We start from the raw sequence: 12,131 nt of genomic DNA, 5'->3' as shown, positions 1-12,131 counted from the left end.
ACCAAGGACGTGGCAGAGGTGTCTCTCGAATTGGCATCAACGACGGGCAGCCGACGCCTCCGACTGCCCGAAGACCCGGGGCTCTTTCGTCATCCCGCAGGGCCAGACAACCTCGCCGACCCGCCTCGGGCGGCTCTCCCGCCTCGACGCCACCGTCACCAATCACGCTCCACGCACCAGTTGGCGGGCCTTGCTCGCCTTCGGCATCAGCGGCGCAAGATCTTCCTGTCCGGGCCAGACTATGAGCGGATTGTCCCGCGCGGTCCTAGGCCAGCCCTTAGGTTTGCCCCAACGAGCCTGGCGCAGGACAGATGACCGAACCTTTAATAGATCGCAGCAAGGATATTTGCCACGGCCATTCTCGACGCTACTCTTCCGTGTGGAGATCGACGGGTTCAGCAACATCATCCCGCCAGCCGGCCGTGCCGGTAGACGAACGACGACCAATCCAGACCGCAACCGACTCAGACACCCGCCTTCCGATCAAGAGCACATCCGCAGAACAACGGGGAACAGAGAAGGGCCAGCGGGTTGACGGACGATTTTCACTTTGTCCTGTTGGGAGCGGTTCGAGCTTTCCGAGACGATGTCGAGATCCGCGTGGGTCCACCTCAGCAGCAAGCCGTGCTGTCGATGCTGCTGCTCAATTCCGAGCACGCCGTATCCATGGCCAAACTGGTCGAAGCACTGTGGGGAGATAGACCGCCCAATCGCGCCGTGACGACGATACGCACCTACGCCTGGCAATTGCGCAAGCTGCTGGAGCCCGACCCGGTCGGACCCCGGGTGCTGATGTCCGTCGGAGGCGGCTACCAGATGACGGTCCCCCGCTCCGCACTGGACGTGCGAAGGGCCGAGTCACTGCTGAACGAGGCATTGCGGGCCCGCACGGAGGGACACAACCAGCAGGCCGACCACCTGCTCGGTGCCGCGTTACGGATGTGGCGCGGCGATCCGCTGACCGGAGTTCCCGGCCCGTTCGCCGAGCGCCAGCGCGAACGGCTGGAGGAGCTGCGGCTGGTCATCCTGGAGGAGCGTTACGACCTGGCGCTCGCACGTGGGCGGCACCACATGATCATTCCCGGGCTCACGGAACTCATCGCCTCCCACCCGCTGCGCGAGCAGCCGCAGGGCCTGCTGATGCGAGCGCTGTACGCGGGCGGCAGGCAGACCGACGCGCTGGCCGTCTTCACCGAACTGCGCCGCCGTCTGGTGGAGGAGCAGGGCGTCGACCCGGGGGCCGACCTGCTGGCCATCCATCGCCGCATCCTCGACGCGGACCCGACCCTGCTGGGTTCCGCGCCCTCGCCGGCTCACGGGGTGCGGCGGGGCCAGGCGTCCGAGGGGGAAGGCCCCCTTGAAGTCATCGCTCACGGCACGCCCGAGGACGATGTCACCGACCCACGGGACCCCGACGGCGAGGACGAGACCCGCGTCCTGCCCGTACCTGCGCAACTACCGCCGGATCTGCCGGACTTCACCGGCCGGTCCGTTCACATGGCCCTGCTGAACAACCTGCTCACGACACAGGGCCGTCCGACACCGCCCCTGGTGGCGATCACCGGCATGGCAGGTGTCGGCAAGACGGCGCTGGCCTTGCACGTCGCTCACCAGGTGCGCCAGGCCTATCCCGACGGACAGCTCTACGTCGACCTGCACGGCAGCCACGAGGATCCCGCGGACCCGTCCGTGGTCCTCAGCGGATTCCTCCAGGCCCTCGGGGTACCGAACGAGGCGATACCCGAGGCGCTCGACGAACGAAGCAAGCTGTTCAGATCCGTCGTCAACAACCGGCGGCTGCTGTTCCTGCTGGACAACGCCCATGACGCGCGGCATTTGCTGGACCTGCTGCCGGGGAGCGCGGAGTGCGGGGTGATCGTCACCAGCCAGCCCCGCCTTTTCGGCGCCCCGTTGAGCTTCCAGCTCAACCTGGACGCCTTCTCCCCCGCCGAGGCCCTGGAACTCCTGGGCACCGTCATCGGTGAGCAACGTCTGGACAGGGAACGCGCACAGGCGAGGGAACTCGTGGAAGCCTGCGGCTATCTGCCGCTCGCCGTCCGTATCGTGGCCGCTCGGCTCGCGGGCCGGCCACGATGGACCGTCTCCGCGCTGACCGCCCGTCTCGGCGACGAGCAGCGCAGAATCGCGGAACTGCACGTCGGCGGTGTCGCCGTCAGGGCCGTCTTCGAGATGGGGTACCGCCAGCTGACGCCCGAACAGGCCCAGGCCTTCCGCCTGTTGGCGATGCTCGGCGCCCCCGACATCAGACTCTCGACGGCCGCGGCGATGCTGGGACTGGCGGACGAGCGCGCCGAGGACCTCCTCGAATCCCTGGTCGACGCGGCGATGCTGGAGTCTCCCCGGCCGGGTGTCTACAACTACCACGGTCTGCTCCAGGTCTTCGCCCAGCGGCTGGCCGACGAGCTGCACGAACACGACCAGCGGGACCAGGCACTGCACCGCCTGCTGGAGTTCCTGCTGAGCACAGCGTGCAACGCGTTCCTCCACGCGGTCCCGGGCGACCCGGTCGCCGACACACTGGCCCCTTCGACCACCGTGGGGCAACGTTTCCATAACGTGCACACGGCGCGTGTGTGGGTCCACACCGAGACCCCGACCATCACGGCCGCCCTGCATCTGGTCGAACGGGCTCCGGGCAGCGACACTTTCGCCTTGCGTACGGCCGTCGATCTGCTCATCGCGCTCAGCCCGTTCAACCGCGACCTGCCCCCAGGACAGCTCCAGGAAGCAGCGCTCGCCCTGCTGGGAGCCGCCGAGACGACCGCGGACGCCCGCACTATCGGCCGCGCCCAACTGCTGTGCAGTTCGCTGGCGCTGGAGAACGGGCGGATACCCGCAGTCGAGCAGCACGCCCGCGCGGCCGTGGAAGCATCGCGGCAAGCTGACGACATCGTTATCATCCGCCAGGCGCTCAACGACCTCGGACTGGCGATGCAGTACACACAGCGCTACGACGAGGCTTTGACCTGTTACAACGAAGCCATCGCGCTGGCTCGTCACATCGGCCACCGCTCCGGAGAGGCCGCCACCACTGTCAACGCCGCCCTGACCCAGGTCCTTTGCGGGCGGGCCGACCACGCGGTGACCGCCTGTGAGACGACGCTCGAACTGCTGAATGACATCGGCGACGCGGCCGGAACCGCCTACGCGCTGTACGTGCTGGGTCTGGCCCTGCACGAGCTGCGCCGCTACGACGAAGCCCTGGCGCGATACCGGGAGTGTCTGACAGTCAGCCGTTCCATCGACCTCCGCGACCGGGAGACGTACGCGCTCTACCGGATGGCCGAAACCCTGCGAATGACCGGCAGACTTCAGGAGGCCGTCCACTTCGCGACCCGGGCCGTCACCCAGTGCGAGGAGCTCGACGCGGCCCGGGATCTCGCCCAGGCCCTGACGGTGCTCGGCCGTACGCTGGCCGATCTTGGGCACGTCGGCGTGGCACGCCGTCATCTGGAACGAGCCCAAGCGCTCTTCGCCGAACGAGATCTGCCGGAAGCGGCACAGATCGCGCGACTGCTGGACACCCTGCCGCAGCTACCCGGCGCCTGAGCCGCGCCGGGCACCGCGCGAACCGGTGCTGTTCCAGTCGTCGTCATCGTCCGATCCATTTTGTTTCCGTGCGCCGGCTGGTGAGGAAATCGACAGCGAGAAGGCTGATTTTTTTACCCCGTAAATTATGTGTGCGGTACCAGGACAGACGGTGTGCATCGCAATCCACCTCAGATCGATAGGCGCAACACTCACGATTGTGCGATGAATTAAGTACCACATGCAGCCCCGGCCTTGGCAGCGTTCATCCGGCGGGCAATCCATGTCGTCCGCCGGGTTCGCGTCACATGCGAATGGGAAGACCGACCCATTCCAGGCAAAGCAAGGCGGCGCGACGGCCGGAGCAATCGGTATCCGGCCACATGTGACGCGCATTGTGCTCGGGCTCCGGCCGGCCCAATAATCACGGTCCACCAACCTCTCTGATATCCCGCCCCCGCCCGAGGAGCCCTCTTGCCCGTCCGTGTGCTTCAGCTCAGCGACACACATCTCACGGCTGCCCACAGCGGGAACGCCCGCACCGACCCGGACCACCTGTTGCGATCAGCCCTGGAAGCGCATCGGCGCACCGGAGTGCACGCCGACGTCACCGTGGTCAGTGGCGATCTCGCCGACGACGGCAGTGCCCCGGCCTGTCGTCGGCTGGCGGCGGCACTCGCCCCGTTGCGGACACCCGTCCTGGCTGTGCCCGGCAACCACGACGTTCCCGACACGGTGGCCGAGACCTTTCCCTCCGACCTGCTCGAAACACAAGGCTGGAGGATCTTGGGAATCGACACCTCACGGCCCGGCGACATCCACGGCACCATCGACACCGCGGCCGAGACGAACCGCCTCGACGCCCTGGACGAGCGGCCGACCGTGCTGGTCCTGCACCACCCCCCGCTGAGCCCTTCCGCCATCCCCGCCTTCCAACTCGTCGGTGGCGGGGAACTGGTGGCAGCGCTGCGCGAACGGCCTTACGTCAAAGCCCTGTTGACCGGCCATCTGCACGATCCGTTCGAGCTGCGGACGGACACCGGTGTCCAGATCCTGGGGTGTCCGTCCACCCTCATCGGGTTTCGGCACACAGGCGACGACACGGTGATCGGCGAGGGACACATCGTGGGTGTGCGGCAGGTGACGCTGCACGACGACGGCACCGTCTCCTCTACCGTCGTAGCCTCCTGAGCAGGTCCTACGAGGACTTCGGCGCGAACTCTGCGCCGACCAGGACGTCCCGGGCATCGGTGAGGTCCAGGCCGTCGGTGAGGACGCTGACGGCCCGCCGTCGGCCGTCGGTGTCCGTCACGAACGCCTCGGTGAGCAACTCCTGCGCAGACAGACCGGCGGCCGAAAGGACCCGGCCACCGACGGTCGTGTCGGGTGCGATGTCGAACCAGGTCCATGCGTCGTGCAGGGCCTCCATGGCCCCGTTGCTCAGATGCACGCCGTTGTTGACCTTGGTGACAGGAGCCCCGTCGAAGCGGGCGAGCGGCAGCAGGCCGGCCGCCGCGTCACCGCGGAGACTGCCGGGGAGCGCCTTGGCCGGATCGGTGACTCCGCACACCTCCCGGCGCACCCGCCACCAAGGCAGCGGGGTCGCCGACCGCGCACGCACGAGGATCGCGACGGCGGTGGTCTCCCGTGCCTCCATCCTCGCCACCAGACCAGGCACGTGCGGGTTGAGTACGGCGACCGGGCCACCCGCCCAGCCGTCGACGCCGTGCAGGACGTTCACGTGGAGGCAGTCGCCGACGCAGTTGGGACCGTCCAACCTGCCGCTGTCGAGCCCGTGGTGGAGCGCGCTTCGGGTCGCCCAGTCGTCCAGTGCCTCCGGTGCGAGCCCCCGACGCTCGATCACGTCGTACGCGGCTGCCACCGGCAGTTCGCGGCCGGGCACTCCGTACAGCGCGGTCGAGCCCGGTCTGTCGTAGACGGCGAGGAACCGGGCCCGCTCGTGCGACGTGAGGGCCGCGTCGCGGGCGAACCGCATGCCGGGCCGGTAGTGCCGGGACGCCAGTCCGCGGCTGCGGATCTCGGAACTGGTCACCACGCGGGCCCGATCGGCCACGTAACCACTCTCAGCCAGCCGTTCGGCGATCTCGCTCAGCAGTCCCGGCGTGATCGCCATACCGGGCTTGAACAGCATCACGCCCGCCGGATCCGGCACGGTGCCCGCGACGAGTCGCGGGTTGCGCCAGCCGCCGTCGCGCAGGACCCGGGACAGACCGGGCGACCGGCACGCCCCGCGGTCGGGAACCTCACGCAGGCGCCTGCGCAGGGCGGACGCCGCCCACCAGACGGGGTCGCATTCGCCTGCCTCGGCCATGTCCAGGCGCACGGACAGTCCGGTGCCGACGAGCAGCGTGCGGTGCGCCTCCAGCCGGTGTGCGGTCAGCGGCAGACCCAGATCGGCCAGGCTCTCCACCAGCCGGTCGGTGTCACAGGCTCCGCCGAGCAGTACGCCGTCCTGAACTTCGAACTTGCTGTCCATGTGAGTGTTCGTCCCGTCGCGGATAGGCGGAAGGCGTCTCGTCCCACGGCGGCGATGGCCGGGACCGGTGGGCACGCGGCCACCACGGCTACCGGCCAATCCTGATGAGCCCGCGGATGTTCGATCAAGGTACGGAGGGCGGTGGTTGCATCCTGCCGTGCGTGCCAGGCTGAGCGTCGCCGGCGGTCACAGACGGGCCGCCCGGGTCGAAGGAGGATCGTACGTGGATGACGCCGAGCCGTTGCAAACCCCCGTCACCGGTTCCCTGTTGGTGCTGTCGGGACCGTCCGGCACCGGGAAGACCACGCTGGCACGGGCCCTGCTCGATGCCGACCCGGATCTGGTCCAGGTCCCCTCCGTGACCACGCGTGCCGCACGCCGGACCGGCGAGACCACGGTCTACGAGTTCGTCAGCGAGGCCGACTTCAGGCGGATGGCGGACCAGGGACGGTTCGCGCAGTGGATCCACCCCACGACCGGCGTGTACTACGGCACCCCGCGCGAGCCGCTGGACGCGGCGCTGGCAGCGGGCCGCGACGTCGTCCTGGACTACTCGCCGGAGGGCTACCTCAATCTCCGACGCCGCTACCCGGCGCACACCGTGGGCGTCTTCGTCATGGCTCCCAGCGTCCGCGAGATGGCACGCAGACTGTCGGCACGCGGGACGGAGGACGAGCAGCAACTCGCTTTCCGGAGTGCGATGGCGGCACGTGACTTCGACTTCGTCGACCAGCACGACTACCACGTCATCAATGACGACCTGACGGAGACACGGGAGACCCTGCTCTCGATCCGGCGGGCCGAACGGGCCCGGATCGCGCGCCAGCAGGGGCTGTTGGAGGCGTACGCGCGCCGCAGCAGCCCCACCCTGCTGCGCTACTACGACTGAGCACCGAGCCGGAACCCGGCGCACCCGCCCGCGTGCGGCGCCGGTCTAGGACCACCCCGTGCGTTCACGGAGCCAGCCGAGTGTCGCTTCGCCCTGGACCCGCTGGAAGTCACGCAGACCGGCCAGGTTGGGCGGAATAGGCTGGAGGGACTGGTACAGGAAGAAACCCGTCGCTGCGGTGAGCACACAGTTCACCGCCTCCGGATCCACCGCGCGTTCGGCGAGGTGTTCGTCGAGTACGTCGATACCCTCGCGGCCGTTGTGCATGATGACGCTGCCGGCGAGGAACACCACGTCGAACCAGGAGGCGCCGACCGCGCCGTGGGCCCAGTCCACGAAGACGACCCGGTCCTCGGTCAGCAGGATGTTGTCGGCCCTGAGGTCCGCGTGGACCAGCGCACTGCCGGCGCAGGCACGTGCCCACTCGGCTTCCGTCTCCGCCAGGCGGCGCGCGTGGCGCCGGGTCCACGGGTCCGGCCACGGGTCGTCGGCCATCGCCCGGAATCCGGCGAACATGTCCCCGTAACGTCCCTCGATGGTGGGTGACTCGATCGGGGCGGGGTCCAGCGTGGCGGCCAGGTCGAGGGTGGCGTCCAGCACGCGGCGCAGATCGGGAAGATGCCATGGTTCGCTCGGCATGACGCCGTCGATGTCCTCGAAGACCAGCACCACCCATCCGTCCAGATCCTCGTCGGCCAGTAACTGCGGGACCGGTGCCTGCGGCGGGATACGCCGGGCGACCAGGGCTTCGGAACGGTGGAAACGGGGGCTGTCGGGATTGAGGTCCGCGGAGACGGCCTTGATGAAGGCGCGTCGGCCGTCGGCGAGTTGCACCCGCGCCGCGACGCCCGGCGAGAACCCGCCGGACTGGGTGCGTGCTGTGACCACGCGTGAACCGAGCCGGTCCTCGACAGCGCTCCTTACGCGCTCGGGCACTTCTTCCCACGGGAGGCGGTCGTTCGTGGCCGTGGGCACCGGGGCCGCGTCGGCACGGGGTGACGTCGTCATGAAGGTCATCCTCTCCATCGGGGTCGGGGTTGGCAAAGACGAACACCCGCCCGCTCACTCCCCGAGCCCCAGATGCCCTCGAAGCGTCGTGGCGGTGTAAGCGCTGCGGTAGGCACCGCGCTCCTGGAGTTCGGGCACCAGCAACTCCACGATGTCGTCGAGCCCGTCGGGAATCATGTACGGGTTGAAGTTGAACCCGTCGACGGCTCCGTGCCGTGCGAAGTGCACGAAGCGGTCGGCGAGTTGGGCGGGAGTGCCGACATGGTCGGTCCGCGGCCCGAGATGGATGGCCGTGTCGCGCAGGGACCAGCGGTGGCGCTCGGCCAGGGCCCGCCACTCGGCGACGTGCTCCTGGTTCCGCACGGCTGCGGGCTCTTCTGGGGGCAGCGGTCCGTCCGGGTCACGGTCGGATAGGTCCATGCCCCAGAGCGCACCGGCCATCTGTAGTGCGAGGGCCGGGGTGATTTGCTGCGTGCGCACCCAACGGGCCTTCTCCTCGGCCTCCTTGGGCGTGGCACCGATGATGACCTCGACGCCGGGCATGATGCGCACGTCGTCCGCGGAGCGCCCCACGGTGCGCAGACGGCTCCTGATGTCCTGTGCGAAGTCGAGTGCCGCGTCGAAGTCGGTTCCGAAGGGCGAGAAGATCACATCGGCGTTTCTTGCTGCGAAGTCACGTCCCGACGACGACGCCCCCGCCTGGTAGATGACCGGGTGGCCCTGGGGACTGCGCGGAAGTGTCGCACGCGCGTCGACATCGATGTGCTGCCCGCGGTACCGCACCCGGCCGATGGCGTCCCGGCGGGACCAGGAGGGCGCGTCACGACTCGGGGAGAGCACATCGTCAGGCCAGGCGTCCCACAACTCCCGGCACACCGCGAGGAATTCCTCGGCACGACGGTAGCGGTCCGCGTGGTCGAGGTAGCCACCGCGCCGGAAGTTCTCGCCGATCCAGGCGCTGTCGCTGGTGACGACGTTCCATCCGGCCCGGCCGCCGGACAGCAGGTCGAGGCCGGACAGCCGGCGGGCGAGGTCGGCCGGCTCGCTGAAGGTCGTGTTGGAGGTGGTGACCAGGCCGATGTGCTTGGTGTGGGCGGCCAGTGCGCACAACTGGGTGATGGCGTCGGGCCGTCCGGCCATCTCCAGGTCCTGGATCGCCCCGTCGACCTCTCTCAGTCGCAGTCCTTCGGGGAGGAAGAAGGCGTCGAACATTCCGCGCTCGGCCAGCTCCGCCGTGTGCCGGAAGGTCATCGGGTCCAGCGGCGGGGCGCCCTGCGGCAAGGTCCAGACGGTCCAGTGGGCACGCCAGGAGGAAGGAGGACCGCTGCCGGGTGCGGCGCCCAGCTTGGGGCCGCCGAAGAAGACGCCGAAATGCAGGGTGGCGTCGGGGCGTGGGACGTCGGTGGGATCGGTGCGGGTCATGAGGGCTCCGATCGGAGGGCGGCGAATCGGCTGGCGGGCCTGGGCAGACCCAGCAGGCCGCGCAAGGAGGCGCCGGGCAACGGCCGGTGGGCGATGCCCGCTCCTACCAGGGCCGGCACGACGCGGCCGGCCAGGACGGGCAGGTCCTCGTCGAGGACCAGGGGGTGGATCCTGACGCCGGCCACCTCGGGGGCGAGCTCGCTCAGCAGCCTGACCAGGCCGTCGGCGGATCCGGTGTGGCGCAGGCGGCCGTGCTCCGGCCACGGCGCATGGAACTCCAGATCGGCTCGGCGTTCGACGGCTGTCGCCTCGTCGGTGTCCAGGGCCACGTCCAGTTCGGCGAAGGCCAGCGGCGCGCGGGCGACGCGGGCTGCGGTCGCGGCGTCTGCGGGCGTGGGGCCGTCGACCAGGACGATGTCCGGTCGCACGACGTCGGCCAGGTGTGCGGGTGCCATCACCACAAGCTGCCCCTGGGGTGGCCGAGGGGTGATGGAGGGGCCCTTGACGCTGAAGGTCGTCCCCTCGAAGTCGACGTAGTGGACTCGCTCGCGGTCCAGGTAGCGGCCGGTCGCCGCGTCGCGGACGACCGCCCCGTCCTCCCACGAGTCCCAGAGGTCCCGGACCACCTGGACGACGTCCCGCGCCTCCTGGCGCAGGTTCGCCTCTCCCCTGACACGCACGAGCCCCCAGGTCCGGGCGGCGTCGGCGTCGCGCTCGGTGCTCACCAGCCATCCGGCCCGGCCCAGGGAGAGATGGTCGACGGACGCCAGCTGGGAGGCGAGGGAGGAGGGTTCCACGTAGGTGGTGGAGACCGTGGCCACGACGCCGACAAGGCTCGTGGACGCCGCGATGTACGCGGCTCGTTCCACCGCCCCGAGCCGGCCGACGACATCGGTCCCCTCGCCGGGTGGCACAAGGGTGTCGTCGAGGGTGACCAGCGGGAATCCCGCGGCCTCGGCGGCCCGGGCGACGGACACGAGCCGCCGGCCGGTCAGCAGCGCGCCGGGCGGGTGGAGGGCCCGTCGCCAGGCGGCCGGATGCCCTCCTTCCCCGTCGATCTCCAGGGCAAGGCGCAGAACGGGTCGGGACATCGGCGCTACTTTCCACGGTTGGGCGTGATGACAGTGAGCCGGAGTTCGAGGACGGCGGGCCCTTGAGTCCGCTCGCCAGGTCGTGTCCGCGAGGTGCTCTTGTCAGCTCGAAAGGCAGACGGGACTTCGCGGACACGACCTAGTCCACGGGAGCGGGGGCCGGTATCTGGTCGTCCGGCGTGCCGGCGTGCGGCGAAGCTTCACCGTGGCCGGGTCCCATGGGTTCGCGCGGGTCCGCGTCCGCCCGGCGGGTCCTGCCGGCGGCCACTGCCACGGCCGCGGCCAGCAGGCACCCCCACAGCAGGAACACGCCCGGCGCCGCCGTACGGTGCGAACCCGCGATGGCCGCGGCCGCCAGTGGGCCGAAACTCGCAATGGTGGCGCCGAGTTGGTATGTGACAGCAAGTGCGGAGTAGCGGTGGCCGACGGGGAACATGTCGATCAGGAACGCGGAGAAGGCACCGTAGATGAGAGCGTGTCCCAGGCCCATGGCCAAGACGAATGTCAGGGTCATCAGCACGCTGTCACCGCTGGTCAGCCAGCGCGGGGCGACGATACCGACCACCGCGCAGACCCCGTACCCGCACAGCATGACCGGACGGCGCCCCACGCGGTCGGACAGCCATCCGGCGGCCGGCAGCACGCAGGCCTCCACCAGGGCACCGACAAGCAGGGCGTCGAGTACGTCCGAGCGATGGTCGGCGACCGGTCCGGAGGAGGCGTAGGACAGCAGATACACCGTGTAGACGCTGACGACCATGGCCAGTCCCAGGGCCGCGAACACACCGCGCACCACCTGCAACGGCCCCTGGCGCACGGCGTCGGACAACGGGAGACGGGGTTGTTTCCCCTCACTGCGCAGGCGTGCGAACTCCGGGGACTCGGCGACTCCGAGGCGGACGAGCAGGCCCACCACCACGAGGACGATCGAGGCGAGGAAGGGCAACCGCCAGCCCCAGCTGAGCAGTTCGTCGGACGGCATGCGGGAGACCGCCTGGAACATCGCGGTGCTGGCGCACAGGCCGATGGGGAAGCCGCTCGCGGGATAGCTCGCGAACAGGCCGCGGCGTCCGGCGGGCGCGTGCTCTCCGCTCATCAGGACGCCCCCGCCCCATTCGCCGCCGATCCCGATGCCCTGGACGACCCGCAGCGTCACCAGCAGGATCGGCGCGAGGATGCCTGCCTGTTCATAGGTGGGCAGCACGCCGACGAGGAACGTGGCCACTCCCATGATGAGAAGGGTGCACACCAGCATCGCCTTGCGCCCGATCCGGTCGCCGAGGTGCCCGAAGATGATCCCGCCGAACGGCCGGGCGACGAACCCCGCGGCATAGGTGGCGAAGGAGGCGAGCGTGCCCGCGGTCGCGGAGTGACTCGGGAAGAACAACGGGCCGAGCACGAGCGCCGAGGCCGTCGAGTACAAATAGAAGTCGTACCACTCGATGGCGCTCCCGACCGTGCTGGCGAGCAGGACCCGGCGGGACACCGCGCGCGCCGGAGCGGCAGGGGCGAGGTCCGTCGGCCCGCTGGAATTGTCCACGGCCGCTGTCATCGGGATCCTCCGGCGCATTCGTGACGGCTCGTCATAGGAATTGTTCCCTTCTCGGCCGGCCCGTCGCAGGCGCATTCGGCGGGGACCTGGCGCAGCAAGCTCGTGGGAATGGCACCGCGCCAC

General features: G+C 69.5%; 8 protein-coding genes. 3 read left to right on the top strand and 5 right to left on the bottom strand.

What is annotated here, in order from left to right; all coding sequences use genetic code 11:
* Positions 1-600 precede the first annotated feature (600 nt).
* Together OG226_RS48355 and OG226_RS48350 are read left to right on the top strand one after the other, a co-directional pair.
* Complete coding sequence (locus OG226_RS48355) at positions 601-3,570, top strand: AfsR/SARP family transcriptional regulator (protein WP_329353726.1); 2,970 nt, start codon at positions 601-603, stop codon at positions 3,568-3,570.
* A 453-nt stretch (positions 3,571-4,023) separates the two neighbouring features.
* Positions 4,024-4,740 (top strand): metallophosphoesterase, encoded by a 717-nt coding sequence (locus OG226_RS48350; RefSeq protein ID WP_329352811.1) that lies wholly within the window; start codon positions 4,024-4,026, stop codon positions 4,738-4,740.
* Between the two features lie 7 nt (positions 4,741-4,747).
* Here OG226_RS48350 and OG226_RS48345 read toward each other — a convergent pair whose 3' ends face one another.
* The gene (locus OG226_RS48345; RefSeq protein WP_328685883.1) at positions 4,748-6,046 is read right to left on the bottom strand and encodes a hypothetical protein; all 1,299 of its coding nucleotides are present in this window, start codon (positions 6,044-6,046) and stop codon (positions 4,748-4,750) included.
* 223 nt (positions 6,047-6,269) lie between these two features.
* Between OG226_RS48345 and OG226_RS48340 the strand changes: the two genes are divergently transcribed.
* Positions 6,270-6,935, top strand: coding sequence for a guanylate kinase (locus OG226_RS48340; protein ID WP_328685882.1), 666 nt, complete (start codon positions 6,270-6,272; stop codon positions 6,933-6,935).
* Between the two features lie 45 nt (positions 6,936-6,980).
* Here the strand turns inward: OG226_RS48340 and OG226_RS48335 are convergent, their stop codons facing one another.
* The 4 genes from OG226_RS48335 to OG226_RS48320 form a co-directional block, all read right to left on the bottom strand.
* Entirely contained in the window at positions 6,981-7,943 is a 963-nt protein-coding gene (locus OG226_RS48335) for an aminoglycoside phosphotransferase family protein (RefSeq protein ID WP_328685881.1), read from the bottom strand.
* A gap of 54 nt (positions 7,944-7,997) precedes the next feature.
* On the bottom strand, positions 7,998-9,365 hold the full coding sequence (locus OG226_RS48330; RefSeq protein WP_328685880.1) for an NtaA/DmoA family FMN-dependent monooxygenase: 1,368 nt from the start codon (positions 9,363-9,365) through the stop codon (positions 7,998-8,000).
* The gene (locus OG226_RS48325; protein ID WP_329352810.1) at positions 9,362-10,456 is read right to left on the bottom strand and encodes an LLM class flavin-dependent oxidoreductase; all 1,095 of its coding nucleotides are present in this window, start codon (positions 10,454-10,456) and stop codon (positions 9,362-9,364) included. The genes OG226_RS48330 and OG226_RS48325 overlap by 4 nt, the downstream gene beginning before the upstream one ends.
* Positions 10,457-10,595: 139 nt before the next feature.
* Positions 10,596-12,008, bottom strand: coding sequence for an MFS transporter (locus tag OG226_RS48320; RefSeq protein ID WP_329352809.1), 1,413 nt, complete (start codon positions 12,006-12,008; stop codon positions 10,596-10,598).
* Between the last annotated feature and the right edge of the window lie 123 nt (positions 12,009-12,131).

Origin of the sequence: Streptomyces sp. NBC_01261, from assembly GCF_036226385.1 — a bacterium.
GTDB lineage: Bacteria > Actinomycetota > Actinomycetes > Streptomycetales > Streptomycetaceae > Streptomyces.
The sequence above is the reverse complement of the archived record's forward strand: the minus strand, read 5'-3'. Positions and strand labels throughout refer to the sequence as shown.

Excerpts from the sequence above, each read along its gene's own strand:
- OG226_RS48345 (WP_328685883.1), bottom strand. The coding sequence starts at position 6,046 with ATGGACAGCAAGTTCGAAGTTCAGGACGGCGTACTGCTCGGCGGAGCC.
- OG226_RS48335 (WP_328685881.1), bottom strand. The coding sequence starts at position 7,943 with ATGACGACGTCACCCCGTGCCGACGCGGCCCCGGTGCCCACGGCCACG.
- OG226_RS48330 (WP_328685880.1), bottom strand. The coding sequence starts at position 9,365 with ATGACCCGCACCGATCCCACCGACGTCCCACGCCCCGACGCCACCCTG.
- OG226_RS48325 (WP_329352810.1), bottom strand. The coding sequence starts at position 10,456 with ATGTCCCGACCCGTTCTGCGCCTTGCCCTGGAGATCGACGGGGAAGGA.
- OG226_RS48320 (WP_329352809.1), bottom strand. The coding sequence starts at position 12,008 with ATGACAGCGGCCGTGGACAATTCCAGCGGGCCGACGGACCTCGCCCCT.